The sequence below is a fragment of the Rhodococcus sp. DK176 genome (assembly GCF_038447315.2).
Classification (GTDB): Bacteria; Actinomycetota; Actinomycetes; order Mycobacteriales; family Mycobacteriaceae; genus Rhodococcus_F; species Rhodococcus_F jostii_A.
Genome location: NZ_CP118321.2, coordinates 3,157,633 through 3,174,105 on the forward strand (window position 1 = coordinate 3,157,633; position 16,473 = coordinate 3,174,105).

Here is a 16,473-nt window from a genome sequence, read left to right on the forward strand (position 1 = left end):
GAGCGGGTATGACCGGCATCACTGTTTTATCCCAGAGAACGACGCGTCCGGACTGCGTGCATCGCACGCAACCACTGCACGGCAGGTGCGCGCGTCCCGAATCACAACTTGCCACGAACACGCCACCACTCCCCGGCGAGCGACATGGCCCCAGTGAAGGAGATATCGAAGTGCGAGATGTAGTTGTAGTCGGTGCCGGCCTCGCCGGTCTGTCAGCAGGCTGGCGGTTGCGTCACTGGGACACACTTGTCTTGGAGTCCGAGGAGCGCGTCGGTGGACGCATCCGTTCCGAACGTCGCGGGTCGTATTGGCTGAACTGGGGTGGCCACGTCTTCGCCGGCCCCGGATCGTCCACGGAAGCCCTGCTCAACGAGGCCGGGGTGATGTCGGTCGACATCCCCGGGTCGCTGCAGGCCCTCTCGATGAACGGGAAGTTCCTCCGCAAGGGGCACATCGCCACCTATCCGTTCCGGATCCCGATGTCGCTCTCGGCTCGGGTGGCAACCATGCGCGCCGGCATGAAGATCGTTGCGGGCGTCGGAAAGTACACCGGAGTGGTACGCAAGCGCGCCGGTGAGTCGGGAGCGATGCGCCAGCAGCGGATCTACGACTTCGCGAACGACGAATCCTTCCTCGACTTCGTCGGGGACTTGCCGGAGGACGCGGCCGCGCTGTTCAAGACCACCGTCACCCGGTCCGCCGGAAACATGGACCAGATCTCGGCGGGCGCAGGCATCGGATACTTCAGCCTGGTGCTCGGGTTCGGGCAGGGCCTCAGCCGCGGCATCGTCGGCGGGCCGTCCACACTCACCGAAGCCCTCGCCGCGTCGCTGGGCGACCGCGTTCAGCTGGGTGCCGCCGTGCAGGAGGTCGTGCACAAGAAGGACTCGGTGATCGTTCGCTACCGCCAGGACGGACGCGACCACGAAGTCGAGGCGCGAACGGTCGTGCTGGCCACCACCGCGGACGTGTCCCACCGGGTCGGGGTCGACCTGCCGCACGACCTGCGCGACGCGCTCTCTCAGATCAAGTACGGCCCACACGTCAGCTCGGCGTTTCTCACCGACGAAACGACGGCGCGGCCGTGGGACGACATCTACGCCATCGCCGCCCCCAAGCGTTCGTTCGCCATCGCGCTCAACCAGGCAAGCATCGTCCGCGGCACCGAGTCCGTCCGGCAGCCCGGCGGCAGCTTCATGACGTTCTCGCCTGCGGCGCTGGGTAGCGCACTGCTCGACAAGAGCGACGACGAAGTAGTGAACACTCACCTCGCCGACCTCGAGCAGATCCTGGGGCCCGGATTCTCCGACACCGTCGTGGAAGCCAAGGCCGCACGGTGGAAGAACGCGTCGCCCTACAGCTTCCCCGGTCGCGCAAAGCTTCAGCCCACCTTGACGCGCGGTGCCGGCCGAGTCTTCCTGGCCGGCGACTATCTCGGAACGCTCTACACGGAAACGTCGATCACCTCGGGGTTCTCCGCTGCTCAAGAGGTCGCCAGCGTGCTCGCCACCCATCGCCAGACTCGTCAACCGAAGATGCTCACCGTTCAGCCCGCCAGCGCCTGACCTTCCCCACACCAAACACTCGTCAACGATCTAGGAGTCATTTCATGTCCAAGCAACTCAGCGGTGTCCTCACAGCATTGACCACCCCGTTCGACGCCGACGAACTCATCGACACGGACAAGCTGAAGCTCGTGGTGGACCGCTCGATCAAGGCAGGCGTCGACGGTGTCGTCGCGGCAGGATCGACCGGTGAGGTCGGGGCGCTGTCGTCGGACGAGCGCCTGCGTCTCGTCGACACGGTCATCGAGCACACCGACGGCCGGGTTCCCGTCATCGCCCAGACCGGTGCCACGACGACCGCAGAGGCCATCCAGCTCTCCCGCGCCGCCGAAAAGTCGGGCGCCGACGTGCTCATGCTGATCACACCGTTCTACGAGCCGCTCTCGACCGAAGAGACGGTGGCATACATCAAGGATGTCGCTTCCGCCGTGGAGCTGCCGGTCATGCTCTACAACATCCCCGCGGTCACGGGTGTGAACCTCGACCCGAGCACTGTTCGCTCCCTGGCCGAAGAGGTCGACAACATTCGGTACATCAAGGACTCGAGCGCGAACTGGGAACAGGCACTGCAGCTGATCCACCACCACAGCGACGTGATCGGCACCTTCATCGGCTGGGACTCCTACATCTACAGCGCGCTGGTCGAGGGCGCTGCCGGGGTCATGGCAGGTGCCGCAAACGTCGTTCCGGACGAGATCGTCGCCGTGAACCGGCTCATCGGCGAGGGCGACCTGCACGGCGCGCTCGCCAAATGGAAGAACCTGTACCCGGTGATCGACGCGATGATCTCCGTTCCCTTCATCTCCGCCGTCAAAGCCGGTCTCGCTCTGCAGGGAGAACCGGTAGGAGCGCCCCGCCGGCCCACCGCAGAACTCCCCGCAGAGCAGGTCGAAAAGATCGGACAGGCACTGAAGCGGCTCGCAGAGGGGACTGCGTAAATCATGGCAGGCCTGGACTGGGCCGAGATGCTCACGACCGTGGCGGACGCCATCTGGGGACCGATGGCCTACGTGGTCCTCGGCCTCGGGGTGGCGTACACCGTCGCCACCAGAGGCATTCAGTTCCGACGCATCCCGGACATGATCCGACAGCTGAAGGAATCCAGCGAAGGCGAAGGAGGACTGTCCTCCTTCCAGGCGCTTGTCCTTGCGCTCGCCAGCCGTGTGGGTGTCGGGAGCATCGCCGGTGTCGCAACAGCAGTCGGCGGTGGTGGACCGGGTGCCCTGCTGTGGATGGCCGTGACAGGACTGGTCGGCTGCACCGTCGGGTACGCCGAGGCAACCCTCGCGCAGGTGTTCAAACGTCAGGTCGAGGACGAGGACCGGAAGAAGGCCAACGAGGATATCGGCGGCATGCCGTACTACATCAAGTACGGACTGAAGCTTCCCAAGGTCGCGGGCCTCGTCGCGTTCCTCGGGCTGGTCGGCTACGGATTCATGTTCCCCGGATTCCAGGTCAGCACCATTGCCTCGAGTGCGGAGATGGCATTCGGAACACCGACCTGGGTGCCGGCAGTGCTCATCACCGTGCTGATCGCTCTGGTGATCTTCGGTGGCACCACTCGAATCGTCAAGGTCACGCAGACTCTCGTACCGATTCTCGCAATCGGATACCTGACGTTGGCGCTGGCGGTGATCGCGGCGAACATCGAAAATGTCCCGGAAGCGATCACGCTCATCGTGAACTCGGCGTTCGGTATCGACCCTGTGCTGGGCGGCATCGCGGGCGCTGCAGTTGCATGGGGAGTGCGCCGGGCAGTCTTCGCGTCGGCGAACGGAATCGGTGAGGCGACGTTCGCCGCGGCGGCGGCACGGACGTCCCACCCCGGCAAGCAGGGTCTCGTCCAGACGTTCAGCATCTACATCGACGTGCTGCTGATCTGCATGGCAACAGGGCTGATGATGGTGGTCTCCGGACAGTACAACGTCTCCGATGGTTCGGGTGGTTACCTTGTCCAGAACCTTCCGGGTGTGGAGGCCGGTCCGAACTGGGTCCAGAAGGCCATCGACACGTTGGTTCCCGGGTGGGGCGCGGCGTTCATCGCAGTAGCCGTGTTCCTGTTCGGCTTCACCTGCCTCATCGTGTACTTCTACGTGGCCAACTCGAACCTGTTGTTCCTGCTCAACGGGCGGAAGGGGCCGGTATCCAAGCTGGTCCTCAAACTCGGCACGCTCGCGATCGTATTCGTCGGCTCCGTCGTGAACGCAGGACTCGTCTGGGCGATCGGCGATATCGGGCTCGGGCTCATCGCCTGGGTCAACCTGATGTGCCTGGTACTGCTCTTCCCGCTCGTCTACCGGGTGTACCGCGATTACGAGCAACAGAAGAAGCGTGGACTCGACCCCGCGTTCGATCCCACAGCGCTCGGCATCGACGGAGCCGAGTTCTGGGAAGCGAACACCGTCACCGGACACAGCGTCTCCCGGTGAGGAGTTTGCCGCAACTGTCCGTCACGCCATAGCGGATCATCCAGCGCAACCCGTTGCGGGCCGGCGCTTCTCGCGCCGGCCCACATCATCCCAGTCGATCTTGGAGGTTCTTCCAGATGCCCAACACCACCCTCACCGGACATGTCGCCGTCAGCCGAGCACCCGGAGGTTCCTTGAACGTCCGGGACGACCTGCCTCCGACCCAGCACTACATCGCAGGAGCGTTCGACGCCGTCGACAACTCCGGTCCCCGCACCGACGTCGTCGACCCGAGTACCGAACAGGTCATCGCCGCGGTACCCCAGGGGACCGCGGCCGATGTCGACCGAGCGGTCGCAGCCGCGGTCGCGGCCAAGAACGACTGGGCCAGACTCGTTCCGAAGGAACGCTCCCTTCTGCTTCACCGCATCGCGGACAGAATCGAACAGAACTCCGAGGTACTGGCGCGGCTCGAATCCGCCAACACCGGAAAACCTTTCGAAGTCTCGAACGACGACGTCGCAGGCACTGTGGACACCTTCCGGTTCATGGCGGGCGCACTGCGTGCGACCACGTCGATGGCCGCCGGAGACTACGCCGAGAACCACCTGTCGGTCATCCTGCGTGAGCCGCTCGGTGTGGTCGGCGTCGTCACCCCGTGGAACTATCCGCTGCTGATGGCGGCGTGGAAGATCGCGCCGATCCTCGCAGCCGGAAACACGGTGGTGATCAAGCCGTCCGAGCAGACCCCCTTGACGACACTGAAATTCGCCGAACTCGTCGGTGACCTGCTTCCGGTGGGCGTGTTCAATGTGGTGTCCGGACTCGGGCCGACCGTGGGAGCGCGGCTGACCGAGCATCCCGACGTCGACATGCTCGCCCTGACCGGATCCGTGGGCAGCGGCAAAGCCGTCGCACGTGGGGCCGCAGACACGCTCAAGCGCGTCCATCTCGAACTGGGCGGCAAAGCACCAGTGGTGATCTTCGCCGACGCCGATCTCGACGACGCCGCGGTGTCATTGCGTGCGGCGAGCTACTGGAACTCGGGCCAGGAATGTGGCGCAGCATGCCGGATTCTCGTGCACGAGTCCGTCGCCGAGGAGTTCACCCGGAAGCTGGTCGAACAGGTGAGCACGTTCGTGGTCGGCGAGCCAGGAGCAGGTGACACCGTGGAAATCGGCCCTCTGGTGTCGAAGGCGCACTTCGAGCGGGTCACCGCATATCTGGAACGTGCGGCGCAACAGGGAATCACCGCCGCAATCGGTGGATCTGCACTGGACGGACCGGGGTACTTCGTCGCACCGACCGTGCTCGTCGGCGTACCCGACGGCGCCGAATGCGCTCGCGAGGAGATCTTCGGCCCGGTGGTCACCGTCGAGACGTTCACCGACGAGGACGAGGCGATCCGCCGCGCGAACGATGTTCCGTTCGGCCTCTCGGCATCGGTCTGGACCGAGAACGCCCGCCGCAGCCACGAAGTTGCCGCGCGGATCGACGCCGGAACGGTGTGGGTCAACTCCCACCTCGTGCTGGCCAACGAAGTTCCGTGGGGTGGGTTCAAGGGATCCGGCTACGGACGCGACCTGTCGATCTATGCCCTCGACGACTACTCACGCACCAAGCACGTCATGCACAACCACGGTCGATAGTTCATCCCGAGGTTCGTCCTGCCCGGCGTCGACCGTCGTGCGAAACGTGGCGCCCGCCCTGTTCTCTGCACAGGGCGGGCGCCGCAGTCCTCTGCCGGCGTCGTCCACACGGGAGGGGAACCCACCGTCGATATTGCTGCCGCTCACACCCTCTGGACAAGATCGGAGTAGTCATGAAGTCCACCGCCCTGACCACACACCTCTACGCGCCCTCGACCGAACTGTGGGATTGGCAGATGAACGCCACGTGCCGGAGCATGGGAACCGATCTGTTCTTCTCCCCCGAAGGTGAGACACGGGAGGCCCGGCGATACCGGGTAGACTTCGCCACCCGGATCTGCCAGACCTGCCCGGTCCTCGAGCAATGCCGCACTCACGCGCAGACGGTGCGCGAGCCGTTCGGGATCTGGGGTGGTACCACGGAGTCCGAGCGCCGGTACGGTGACGCCGGCAGGCCCGGATCGGTGAAGGCGGACGGCGCCGCGGGTGGGCGCACAACCCGTCCGGCCGCAGGACGCCTGACAGTCTCCGGCCGGCACCCCGGGCCGGGAAGACGTCACCGGCAGACTTCGTCACCGTCGACGGTTCGATGACCATTCCGCGCGGACAGCCGTGTTCGTCGATTCCTTCGGTGCCACGATCTCGATGGTGTACTCGGTGAGCGCCGTCGCGCAGATCCGGCTCCGCTCGGGAATGGGACGGGAGCAATCCGGAAACTCCGCTTCAAAATGTGGCTGTCCCCGACGAGTCGGTCGTGCTCACTGTCATTGTGGCTGCTCCTGGACGGACTAGTTGATGCGTGGCCCCCGGGCGCGTTCGGCCTTGCGCGGCGGGAAAGGTTCGCCGTTGTTGTATGTGCGTTCGAGAACGGCGAGGTAGTGGGCGAGGGCTTCGTCGACGAGGGTGGACCAACTGTTGGGGGCGCCGGCGATATGGCCGATGGCGGCGACGGCATTCTTGCCGTTTTCGGCCTTGGCGCGGTTGATGTAGACGGATTCCTGCTTCTTGTCTGCGGGGACCCGTCTGGTGGTCTTCTTCTCCTCGCCGAGGGCCACCGGTTCGGCGATGGTGGCTGCTTCTTGTGCGACGTCCACGCCCTGTTCGACGAGATTCGGCAGTCGTCTCTTGCGGCGTTCGAAGGGGTTGTTGGCGAGCCCTGCGACGTCCACGCCCTGTTCGACGAGGTTCGGCAGTCGTGGCTTGCGGCGTTCGAGGGGGTTGTTCGCGAGTCCGGGCTTACGTGTCACGCTCGTCAGGAGGTCCGTGCGACGAGTGCTCGAGTGCGTCCCGTCCTGGTGCGCGCCAGTGCGGGGCTGGGGGCGGCGTTCGAGCGGGTTGTTGGCGAGTCCGGGCTTACGTGTCACGCTCATCGGATGTCCCTTTCGACGAGTTCTTGGGCGGCGTCGCGGTAGGCGCGCGCTGCGGCGGAGGACGGTGCCCACCTGACGACGGGTTCTTCGGCGCTGTAGCTTTCGCTGACGCGGACGGACTTCGGGATGATGGTGCGCATCGTCTGGTCGGGGTAGGTCTCGCGGAGCGCGGCGAGGACCTGCTGGTCGATGACCTGGCCGAGTTCGACGCGGCCGCACAGAATGTGATTGAGCCGCGCACTGGGATTGAGCAACTCGACCTGCTCGGTGATGTAGTTCTCGATCCGCATGAGCGCTTCGAGTTCCATGGCTCCCGTCATGACAGCGGCGAGCACTTCGGTGCAGGCGACGAGTGCGCTGATGGTCAGGTGGTCGAAGTCTCCAGGGCAGTCGAGGAGGTTGAAATCGACGTCGGGGGCGCCCGCGAGGGCTTTGCGCAGGACGCCGTGCGCACCGGGCTTCTTGAGGAAATAGGGCCCGACGGAATCGAGTTCCTTGGTGGCAGGAACGAGGTGGATCCCGGACGCGGTGATGGTGGTGGCATCTTCGATGCTCGCCACCATCATGAGCACCGACAGGACATCGTTGTCGACGGCTTCGGGCGTGGCGCCGAGCCAGGTGGTGGCGTTGCATTGCGGATCGAGGTCGACGACGCGGACGGTGTAGCCGGCTTCGACGAGGGCTTGGGCGAGGTTGACCGCGCTCGTGGTTTTGGTGGAGCCACCTTTATGGTTGACCACTGCGATGGTGCGGGTCATATGGGCCTGTCCCTTCGTGTACATATAGTGACGTAGCTCAAGATACTGAACTTGGCCGAGGCACGCGGATGACCCGCCGATCCGAGCGCTGAACCTTCAACTTCTGTGACGGCGACTACACGCAGGGGAACTACAGCCGCGTTGGGCGGGAGTGCGGCCTGACGATTCGGCCCGCACCGCCGGCCCGCTCCCCTATAGACCGAGTACCAACGCGGCCAGTGTGAATATGCAGGGCTACCGATAGACCCGCATTTCATCGGATGCAGATGTCGGGAACTGCCGCACACAAGTCGAGTGGCGTGTTAGAACGAACGAGTGGCACTCGGCGAACAGATCGAGATCGATGTTCGGACACGCATGATTGTGGGTCAAGAGCTAGATATGGCCGCTCACCAGCCAGACGTGGGCAACGTGATCGTTCACCGAGCCGGAGATCTCCTGGTGCTCGTCGACAGCGGGGTAACAACCGTGGTCCGGGACGCGATCCGATCCGCTGCCGACGACCTCGCTCCGTGGTCGAAGATCCTGCTGCTCACCACCCACGGCCACCCCGACCATGTCGGGAACAACGACATCATCACAGACCTCGGCGACGGGCTCGACCCCTCGAACGTGCACCATTTCGTCAGCGCGCACGATGCGAGCCAGTACCACGATCACGGGCTCCCCTACTGGACAACGAGCCTTGAACGCGTGTCCGGTCTGGTACCAGGTTTCGAGGATCCGGCTGCGGCAGCTCGCCGTCTCCTCGCCATGTACCGGCCCTACGTTCCCATCACCGACATCACCCGAACCTACGAGGAACTCCCGCTCGAGCACCTCGTCATCGGCTCTCAACACATGTCGGGTTGGTCGTTCGGCGACGGTGCCGTTCAGGTCATCCGCACCCACGGCCACTGCGCCGGCCAGGTCGTCGTCCACCTTCCCGAAGCGCGGTTGCTGCACCTGTCCGACGAACCGAACGGCCCGTGCGGCGCGATGCACGACGCCAACCAGATGAATATCTTCGCCGCGCTCGCCCAGGCACTGACGCTGGTCGAGACCGATGCTGTCGACATCGTCACCGAAGGCCATGCGTTCGAGGTGTTCGATCGCCCGACCGCAGCCGAGCGTCTGTCGACGCTGCTCGATCAGGCCTCGGCGCTCGACGGCGCCGCACAGGCACTGCTCAGCCGTGGCATCGACGACCTTCCGGCGTTCGTCGCCGCCTTCATTGCACGCTCCCAGGCGCTCGGCGTCTCGGGTGCGAACCCGAACCCCATGTTCAACACCATGATGACGATCGCCAAGCTGCGCGAGCTGAGCCTCGTCGCGAAAGGCGAAGGTCCGCAACAGACATGGAGCCGCCCCGTGCTCGACGACCCGATGGGCGCACCATCATCGGTTGAATGACCCTCGACCGGTGTAGTTGCCGTACCCCTTCCCATCCCACTTCCCTTGTCGAACGTCGTCACCGGAGTGTCGGCACTGCGCCCAGTCGGCTTGTCAGGATGTCGCTTGATCTCGTCGGAGGTCGGAGGTCGGAGGTAGGGACGAAGCCGTTGCACACCCTCCGGTGATCGAACGAAGATGGGACTGTGATCATCGAACGCAGTTCCGTCGTCGGCGCACCGATTGGACAGGTGTGGGCGAGGGTCGTCGACCCGGAGGGGATCAATGACGAAATGCGTCCGTGGATGACGATGAGCATCCCGCGGGGTCGTGAGTCGCTCACCATCGAGTCGGTTCCGGTCGGTGAGCCGCTCGGGCGGGCGTGGCTTCGGCTGTTCGGGCTCGTCCCGTTCGACTACGACGATCTGACCATCGCCGAGCTCGAACCGTACCGGCGGTTCCACGAGAAGTCGACGATGCTCAGCATGCGCCGGTGGGAGCACGAACGGACGCTGCGGCCTTTCGATGACGGGAGCACCGGCGTCCACGACCGGATCACGTTCGAGCCGAGGCTGCCGCTGGTGCCGCTGACGCCGGTGCTCGCCCGCGTCCTCGGCGCGTTCTTCGCCCACCGGCATCGCCGTCTGGTACGGCATTTCGACTGACGGGCTCGCCCAATGTCACACCGGTGCAGTCGGACTGAACCAGTGTGACATTGGGCGCGGGAAACGAGTCAGTGCGCCGTGTACCCACCGTCGACGACGAGTTCGGTGCCGGTGGTGAAGCCGGACTCGTCCGAAGCGAGGTAGAGCACCCCGTACGCGATCTCGTCGGGCTCCCCCTGCCGCGGGAGGGGGTTGCCCGAGACGAGTTGACGGTAGTACTCCTCCGATCCGATCGCGCTGCCCTCGGCCGACCGCCGGCTCATCGCCGTCCGCATCGACCCGGGGTGGATCGAGTTGACGCGAATGCCGTGCGGCCCGTATGTGACGGCGTCGGCCTTGCTGAGCAGCCGCACGGCACCTTTCGACGCGTGGTACAGCGGGACGTTGGAGCCTCCGGTCAGCCCGTGGATCGACGAGAAGTTCACGATGCTGCCCTTCTTCCGGCCGATCATGTGGGGCACCACGTGCTTGGTGGTCAACCAGACACCCTTGACGTTGACGTCGAAGATCTGGTCGAACTCGGCGACCGACGCCTCGTGCGACGGCGCGGGCCGCCCGATGATGCCGGCGCAGTTGACCAGGATGTCGGGAACACCCACCGTCTCCACCACCGCTGCGACGGTCTCGGCGACGCCGGCCTCGTCGGTAACGTCGACGGCGAACGACGTGATCGCCGTCGAATCCCACGGCGCATCCGGCACTTTGAGGTCGAGGGCCGCGACCAGGGCGCCCTCTCTTGCGAGCATCCGCGCGGTCGCGCCGCCCAGGTCGCCGTTCGCCCCGGTGACGACGGCGACCTTCCCTGCGACTCGACCCGTCATGACCTACCTCCCACTGCTGCGACGGCCCACGGGCCGATCATCGGAATCCATTCGGTGATGTCGTACGACGCGACGAACCCGTGCGTCCGGAACGGGTCGGCGTCGACGACGTCGACGACGTCCTGCTTGCCTGCGGCCTCGTAGATCATCGCCGCGCCGGGTTCTTCTCCGGCCGCGAACGGTCCGGACCCGAGGATCAGCCCGCGGTCGGCGGCGGCCTGCAGGTGGCTTTTGTGTTCGGGACGGTGCTCGTCCCGGCCGGCCGTGTCGCCGGTGTAGGTGTAGCGGACGAGGAAGAACGGCATGTCAGACCTCTTCCAGAACGGTCGGCGCGACGGATTCGCTCCGCAGCGACGCGAGGATCTCGGCGTCCCGGCCGATGGTGTATCCGAAGACGAGGGCGGGCCCGATGTTGGCGCCGTAGCCCGGGTAGCCGCCGCCGAAGATGCTGACGGCCGCGGAACCGGCGGCGAAGAGTCCGGGGATCGGCTGGTTGTCGTCGTCGAGGACCTGGCTGTGCCGGTCGACGGCCAGACCGGAATAGGCGCCGAGGTCACCCATCTCGATCTTCGCGGCGTAGTACGGCCCCTTGTCGAGCGGCTCGAGATTCGGGTTGGGCTGGTGCTCCATGTCGCCCTTGAAGTGGTGGAACCAGTTGGACCCGCGATTGAACTTCGGGTCCTCCCCCTTGGCGGCTCCCGCGTTGAACTCGGCGAGGGTCTGCTTCAACCCGGCGACGTCGACACCGATCTCGAGGGCGAGTTCCTCGACCGTGCCGGCCTTGTGGAGGAATCCGGTCTTCTTGAAATAGCCCTGTGGGATCGGCCACGGCTTGGCGTAGCCGATCCCGTACTTGTTCATGGCTTTCGAGTCGGCGATGATGTAGCCGAACGTCTCGTTCTGGCCGACGTTGTCCTGAATCATCGCCATGCCGAAGTCGTGGTAGGAACTCGACTCGTTGGCGAAACGTTCACCCTTGCGGTTCACGGCGATCAGACCGGGGAGCCCGAATGCCCGCAGGTGCGGGAAGATCCGCTGCTGCCCGCGCAGACCGGTGAACACCGTCACCGGGGCCCACGCGGCCGGCTCGTGGACGTCGGTGTCGACGTGCCCGCCGAGCGGCACGGCCAGACGCACATTGTCGCCGTCGTGCCCGACCGTGGGAGTGAAGTGGTTGTCCCCGTGCGGATCATGACCCCAGTACTCGGCTCGCAGCGCCGGATCCGACGAGTAGCCGCCGGCTGCGATGACAACACCGAGCCGCGCCTCGACCGTTCCCGCGTGCACTCCCCCGAGCACCGCCCCGGTGACGACCCCGTTCTCCGACTGCAGAATCTTCGTCACCGGCGTCTCGGTCCACATCCGGATGCCGAGCTTCGCGGCGGACGACACCATCCGCACCATCAGCGAATTGCCGTTGGTCCGGTCGAACGATCGGCGGCAGAGCACCGTCTCGGCCCACGTCTTGAGGAGCTTCTTCGACACGTAGGCAAACGATTTCCACGACTGGTTGGCGTGGAGGAACTGGGCGATGTCGGGTCCGACCTCCGGCATGTAACCGAACACGGTGTAGGTGTCGAGGTAGGGGCGCAACCGCAACCGGTTCTCGCCGAGCGTGCGCGCGTCGACCACCTTGCCCGAGATCGCGCGTCCCGACGGTTTCGCGCCCGGCGCGTCCATCTGGTAGTCCGGAGCCATTTCCGGATAGACGAATTCGACGTCGGTGTCGCGTTCGAGCCAGTCGATGGCCTCGGGCACCTCGTCGAGGAACGTGTCGACCATCTCGGCCTTGTAGCAGTCCTTGGCGAGGGCGCGGATGTAGGTTTCGATCTCCTGACGGGTGTCACCCTGCGCGACGCCCTGCTTGTTGCCGGGCACCCACGCCCAGCCGCCCGAGATCGCGGTGGTGCCGCCGAGCCACTGCGACTTCTCGGCGACGATGACGCTGTGCCCTTCGCTCGCCGCCTTGAGTGCGGCGGCCATGCCTGCGGCCCCGGATCCGATGACCAACAGGTCGCATTTGACAGTTTTCGAGCTCATACGTGGACCTTCCCTGGAGAGTCGGCACTCGATCAGGCGTCGGCGAAAGGTCTGGTGTGCAGCGCCTTTCGGCTCGCGATGCGCGATCGGTGACGGTGTGTTCGCGACAACCACTCTGACCGACCCGAGACCCGAGTCACAGCGCGACTCCAATGGATGGAAAGAGTTTCTGTCAGTGCCGCGATCCGCGCGTCATCGCCCGGGTAATGCCGCGCGACGCCGTCGTCAGCGCCGCGACCACCGACTGCGGGTTGGCCTGATCGTGCGGAATGACGACGGACAAGGCGGCGATCACCCGGCCGCCGTCGGTGTCCCGCACGGGCACGGCGACTCCCGTGGCACCCGGGGTGATGAGACCGGCGGCCACCGCGAAATGCTGGTGCCGCACCTCGGCGAGGAGACGTCGCATCTGGTCGGGATCGGTGACGGTGGCGTCGGTGTAGCGCTCGAGCGGCTGCGACAGCAGTTCGTCCTGCACGTCGCGGGACGCGTTGGCCATCAGGACCAGACCGGACGAGCAGGCGTGCACCGGAAGACGTCCGGCGATCTTGGTGACGTTGACGACGGACCCGCGGGTGGAGAGCCGTTCGACGAACAGCACCTCGTTGCCGTCGAGGATGCCCAGCTGGGTGTGCTGCTTGATCGCGGCGTTCACGTCCTCCATGAACGGCATCGCGGCTTCACGCAGGCTCAGGGTGTGCGAGCCGCGGGAGCCCAGTTCCCACATCCGCACGCCGATGCTGATGCGGGTGTCGTTGCGTTCGAGGAGGCGGTACTTCACGAGTTCCCCGACGATGCGGTGCGCCGTCGCGACGGGGAGGTCGGATCGACGCGCGATGTCGGACACCGACAGGGACGGTGTGTCCGCGTCGAAGGAGGACAGAACCCTCACGACGCGGGCAGTGACCGATTCTCCTGTCGGTGTCCGTGACATCGCCCTATTGTCCTCCGGCTACTCCCGCGGGGGCGACGGACGCCCGAGGTCGGCCAGCGGCACCCGGTACGTCTCGCGGGCGGTGAAGGCGGCGACGGACGAGACCAGCATGCAGAGGGCAGTGAACACCGCGACGGGGACCCACGCGTTCACCCCGGTACCGAGCAGCGCCCAGCTGATCGCCGGGGCGAATCCGGCGATGAGGAAGCCGATCTGCGTGCCGACCGCGAAACCGGAGTAGCGCACCGGCGCCGCGAACATTTCGGTGAAGAAGCTGGGCCACAGGCCGTTCACCATCGAGTAGAACAGGGTCATCGTGAGCAGAGCGGCGAGGAAGATCAGTGGAATGGAGCCGACGGAGATGGCCCAGAAGTACCCGAAGATCGTCACGGCGCACCCGAGGGCACCGGTGATCCAGACGGGGCGACGTCCGACGCGGTCCGACAGCTTGGCGAGCAGCGGGATCGCGACGATGGACCCTGCGATCGACACCGACGACGCCCACAGCATCGTGGTGCGGTCGATGCCGACGTCGGGTCCGGTGGCGTAGGCGAGCCCGAAGACCGTGAACACCGTCTGCCCGACCGCGAACAGCGAGCACAGCGCGATCCGCAGGACGTCCCGCCACTGGGTGGTCACGACGGTGACGACGGGCAGCTTCTGCACTTCCGCGTGCTCGCGTGACTCCTCGAACACCGGGGTCTCGTCGAGCTTGGTGCGCACGAAGTAGGCCACCACGAGCATCACCGCGCTGCACCAGAACGGAATTCGCCAACCCCAGCTGTCGAGTTGATCCTTCGGCAGCGCGGCCACGGGGATGAAGACGAGGGTCGCGAGGACCATCCCGGCGGCATATCCGGTCATCGTGAAACTGGTGAAGAACGCCCGTCGCCCCTCGGGTGAGTGCTCGAGCGTGAGGGTGCTGGCGCCGGCGGCCTCACCGCCCGCGGAGAATCCCTGTGCGAGGCGGCACAGCACGAGGAGTATCGGGGCGGCGATGCCGATCTGCTCGTACGTGGGCAGGAACCCGATCGCGAGACTGGACAGACCCATGATGAGCAGCGTCAGCAGCAGAATCTTCTTGCGGCCCAGCTTGTCTCCGAAATGTCCCAGCACGATTCCGCCGACGGGCCGGGCCACGTAGCCCACCCCGAACGTCGCGAGCGCGGCGACCGTCCCGATCGCGTCGTTGCCCGCCGGGAAGAACGTGTGCCCGAAGACCAGGGCGGCGGCGGATCCGTAGATGAAGAAGTCGTAGTACTCGAGTGCACTGCCGAGGAACGACGCGAGTGCCGCCTTCTTCGGCGTCTTCGCGACCTCGGTGGGTGTCGCGGTCGTCGGGCTGTCGTGCGTGACGGCGGATACGTTCATCGACTCTCCTGCGATCGGGCCTGGCGTTGTGTGACACAACGTGCCAACAGGCCCACGCGTGCGCAACGTCACATCCATCCATTGGAAAGCCGGCCTCACGCCCCGGACGAACGGGACGAACGAGCGTCCCGTTCGTTCGACAACTGCTACTGGTGCGCCGGGGACAACTCCCAGCCGGTGCTCATGTCGCGGGCCAGGTCGGGCACCCGCCGCAGCACCCGCTGGCTCTCGACGAAGTCGCGGAACGGGATGGCCAGCAGGGCCCGCAACTCTCCCGGACGACCCTCGGCGAGCCGCTGGTAGGACGACGCGATGTCACTGACGATGTACTGCCAGCGCGGTTCGCGATCGGCCCAGTTGAAACCCGGCAGGGGCGTGCGGAGGCGATAGGCCGAGCCGTTCACGTCGCCGTCGACCGACATCGGCGCAACCTGTCCCGGTGCGCGCGAGCCGGGAACCGACGGTTGCGCCGCGAGGGTCGTGGCGTAGGTGAGCGCGCGGCCGACGCCGTCGCGGGCTGCCGCGGTGACGTCCCACTGATCGGCGATGATCTGATTCTGCTCGCGCGACGCCATCCGGAACAACGCGTCCGCGTAACCCACCGGAGTGCCGGAGAAGATTCCGTTCCACGCAATCTCGGCGTTCTCGTCGAGCAGTCCGGCGTCGGCCATCTCCTCGACAGCGGCCCGGCCCTCGTTCAGGTACGCCTCGTGCATGGGCACCATGTCGAAGTAGATGTGCTTCTGCATCATCAGCAGGCGCTTCTGGTACCAGTCCATGTCGTCGGCGGTCATCGCCGGTCCGACGCCGGCGAGCGTTCTCGGGTCCGCGGGCAGGAGCGTCATCGCCTCGCCGGGTAACCCACGGACCGTGGACGCGACGGCGTTGCCGAGGGTGTGGACGGCGTCGACTCCGAGCACGGTGCGGCCGAGGTCGAGGTCCCAGAATCCGGCGGCGAACGATCCTCCTGCCAGCCCAGCCATGCCTGACCAGTAGAGCTCGGTGCGCTGGAGTTGGTACCGGCCGTAGTTCTCGTAGACCCGGTCGACCACCGCGGCGTTGGCGATCAGCCCGGCGTTCGGATCCCACGCGGCCAGGTCGATGCCGGACGCCTCGGATCCACGAGCGAGCCAATACTGTTGCAGAAGAGCGGAATACCGCGTCGGAGCAACGCCGTCGGAGCGGGCGGCGGCCAGCGCGGCGCCGAGTACGGCGGAGTCGGTGGGCAGCCGGGGGTCGAGTCCGCCGATCGACTCCGCCGCCGCGTTCGCCGGCGTGATGTCGAGCAGACGCTCGTAACCGGTGGCGTGCGCGACCATCGGCGGCGGCGCCGCGAGCGCGACCACCCCGAGCAGCGTGACGAGCACCGCGCGGATCGTCGTGGTGCGGACCCACGGCGATTGGCAGTGCACAGCACCGGGCATGTCAGGTATTTCACAACATATATGTGATGCCGTCAGGGGTTTGCCCGAATTGCCGTCGGCGCAATGCATCCCAGGTCAGCGCACGTGAGTGACAAAG

At 65.8% G+C, this 16,473-nt stretch carries 15 protein-coding genes; 7 read left to right on the forward strand and 8 right to left on the reverse strand.

What is annotated here, in order from left to right:
- Positions 1-170 precede the first annotated feature (170 nt).
- The 5 genes from PSR88_RS14945 (at position 171) to PSR88_RS14965 (ending at position 6,215) form a co-directional block, all read left to right on the forward strand.
- The gene (locus PSR88_RS14945) at positions 171-1,565 is read left to right on the forward strand and encodes a flavin monoamine oxidase family protein (protein WP_029539060.1); all 1,395 of its coding nucleotides are present in this window, start codon (positions 171-173) and stop codon (positions 1,563-1,565) included.
- 44 nt (positions 1,566-1,609) lie between these two features.
- On the forward strand, positions 1,610-2,503 hold the full coding sequence (gene dapA / locus PSR88_RS14950; RefSeq protein WP_011595571.1) for a 4-hydroxy-tetrahydrodipicolinate synthase: 894 nt from the start codon (positions 1,610-1,612) through the stop codon (positions 2,501-2,503).
- A gap of 3 nt (positions 2,504-2,506) precedes the next feature.
- The gene (locus PSR88_RS14955) at positions 2,507-3,994 is read left to right on the forward strand and encodes an alanine/glycine:cation symporter family protein (RefSeq protein ID WP_011595572.1); all 1,488 of its coding nucleotides are present in this window, start codon (positions 2,507-2,509) and stop codon (positions 3,992-3,994) included.
- 116 nt (positions 3,995-4,110) lie between these two features.
- Positions 4,111-5,622, forward strand: a complete 1,512-nt coding sequence (locus tag PSR88_RS14960) for a gamma-aminobutyraldehyde dehydrogenase (RefSeq protein ID WP_016882217.1) — start codon at positions 4,111-4,113, stop codon at positions 5,620-5,622.
- A 173-nt stretch (positions 5,623-5,795) separates the two neighbouring features.
- Positions 5,796-6,215 (forward strand): WhiB family transcriptional regulator, encoded by a 420-nt coding sequence (locus PSR88_RS14965; protein ID WP_011595574.1) that lies wholly within the window; start codon positions 5,796-5,798, stop codon positions 6,213-6,215.
- 195 nt (positions 6,216-6,410) lie between these two features.
- Here the strand turns inward: PSR88_RS14965 and PSR88_RS14970 are convergent, their stop codons facing one another.
- Entirely contained in the window at positions 6,411-6,992 is a 582-nt protein-coding gene (locus PSR88_RS14970; RefSeq protein ID WP_016882216.1) for a hypothetical protein, read from the reverse strand.
- Complete coding sequence (locus PSR88_RS14975) at positions 6,989-7,750, reverse strand: ParA family protein (RefSeq protein ID WP_009475665.1); 762 nt, start codon at positions 7,748-7,750, stop codon at positions 6,989-6,991. Before PSR88_RS14975 ends, PSR88_RS14970 begins: the two co-directional genes overlap by 4 nt.
- Before the next feature lie 357 nt (positions 7,751-8,107).
- Here PSR88_RS14975 and PSR88_RS14980 point away from each other — a divergent pair, with 357 nt between their 5' ends.
- Both PSR88_RS14980 and PSR88_RS14985 read left to right on the forward strand, forming a co-directional pair.
- The gene (locus PSR88_RS14980; protein ID WP_411755666.1) at positions 8,108-9,142 is read left to right on the forward strand and encodes an MBL fold metallo-hydrolase; all 1,035 of its coding nucleotides are present in this window, start codon (positions 8,108-8,110) and stop codon (positions 9,140-9,142) included.
- Positions 9,143-9,327: 185 nt separating this feature from the next.
- On the forward strand, positions 9,328-9,786 hold the full coding sequence (locus PSR88_RS14985) for a hypothetical protein (protein ID WP_016882214.1): 459 nt from the start codon (positions 9,328-9,330) through the stop codon (positions 9,784-9,786).
- Positions 9,787-9,854: 68 nt separating this feature from the next.
- Here the strand turns inward: PSR88_RS14985 and PSR88_RS14990 are convergent, their stop codons facing one another.
- From PSR88_RS14990 to PSR88_RS15015, 6 genes are all read right to left on the reverse strand, one after another.
- The gene (locus PSR88_RS14990) at positions 9,855-10,607 is read right to left on the reverse strand and encodes an SDR family NAD(P)-dependent oxidoreductase (RefSeq protein ID WP_011595591.1); all 753 of its coding nucleotides are present in this window, start codon (positions 10,605-10,607) and stop codon (positions 9,855-9,857) included.
- Positions 10,604-10,912 carry a YciI family protein gene (locus PSR88_RS14995; protein WP_029539057.1) on the reverse strand — a complete coding sequence of 103 codons (309 nt, stop codon included), beginning with the start codon at positions 10,910-10,912 and terminating at the stop codon, positions 10,604-10,606. Before PSR88_RS14995 ends, PSR88_RS14990 begins: the two co-directional genes overlap by 4 nt.
- Before the next feature lies 1 nt (position 10,913).
- Positions 10,914-12,647 (reverse strand): FAD-dependent oxidoreductase, encoded by a 1,734-nt coding sequence (locus tag PSR88_RS15000; RefSeq protein ID WP_029539056.1) that lies wholly within the window; start codon positions 12,645-12,647, stop codon positions 10,914-10,916.
- A 172-nt stretch (positions 12,648-12,819) separates the two neighbouring features.
- Complete coding sequence (locus tag PSR88_RS15005; RefSeq protein ID WP_011595593.1) at positions 12,820-13,581, reverse strand: IclR family transcriptional regulator; 762 nt, start codon at positions 13,579-13,581, stop codon at positions 12,820-12,822.
- Positions 13,582-13,599: 18 nt separating this feature from the next.
- Positions 13,600-14,952 carry an MFS transporter gene (locus PSR88_RS15010; RefSeq protein ID WP_016882213.1) on the reverse strand — a complete coding sequence of 451 codons (1,353 nt, stop codon included), beginning with the start codon at positions 14,950-14,952 and terminating at the stop codon, positions 13,600-13,602.
- A 146-nt stretch (positions 14,953-15,098) separates the two neighbouring features.
- Positions 15,099-16,376: a hypothetical protein gene (locus tag PSR88_RS15015; protein WP_016882212.1), complete on the reverse strand. Its 1,278-nt coding sequence runs from the start codon at positions 16,374-16,376 to the stop codon at positions 15,099-15,101.
- Positions 16,377-16,473 lie beyond the last annotated feature (97 nt).

Bases quoted from the DNA above. Each gene is read 5' to 3' on its own strand.
- dapA (WP_011595571.1), top strand. From the start codon at position 1,610: ATGTCCAAGCAACTCAGCGGTGTCCTCACAGCATTGACCACCCCGTTC.
- PSR88_RS14955 (WP_011595572.1), top strand. From the start codon at position 2,507: ATGGCAGGCCTGGACTGGGCCGAGATGCTCACGACCGTGGCGGACGCC.
- PSR88_RS14960 (WP_016882217.1), top strand. From the start codon at position 4,111: ATGCCCAACACCACCCTCACCGGACATGTCGCCGTCAGCCGAGCACCC.
- PSR88_RS14965 (WP_011595574.1), top strand. From the start codon at position 5,796: ATGAAGTCCACCGCCCTGACCACACACCTCTACGCGCCCTCGACCGAA.
- PSR88_RS14970 (WP_016882216.1), bottom strand. From the start codon at position 6,992: ATGAGCGTGACACGTAAGCCCGGACTCGCCAACAACCCGCTCGAACGC.
- PSR88_RS14975 (WP_009475665.1), bottom strand. From the start codon at position 7,750: ATGACCCGCACCATCGCAGTGGTCAACCATAAAGGTGGCTCCACCAAA.
- PSR88_RS14980 (WP_411755666.1), top strand. From the start codon at position 8,108: ATGATTGTGGGTCAAGAGCTAGATATGGCCGCTCACCAGCCAGACGTG.
- PSR88_RS14990 (WP_011595591.1), bottom strand. From the start codon at position 10,607: ATGACGGGTCGAGTCGCAGGGAAGGTCGCCGTCGTCACCGGGGCGAAC.
- PSR88_RS14995 (WP_029539057.1), bottom strand. From the start codon at position 10,912: ATGCCGTTCTTCCTCGTCCGCTACACCTACACCGGCGACACGGCCGGC.
- PSR88_RS15000 (WP_029539056.1), bottom strand. From the start codon at position 12,647: ATGAGCTCGAAAACTGTCAAATGCGACCTGTTGGTCATCGGATCCGGG.
- PSR88_RS15005 (WP_011595593.1), bottom strand. From the start codon at position 13,581: ATGTCACGGACACCGACAGGAGAATCGGTCACTGCCCGCGTCGTGAGG.
- PSR88_RS15010 (WP_016882213.1), bottom strand. From the start codon at position 14,952: ATGAACGTATCCGCCGTCACGCACGACAGCCCGACGACCGCGACACCC.
- PSR88_RS15015 (WP_016882212.1), bottom strand. From the start codon at position 16,376: ATGCCCGGTGCTGTGCACTGCCAATCGCCGTGGGTCCGCACCACGACG.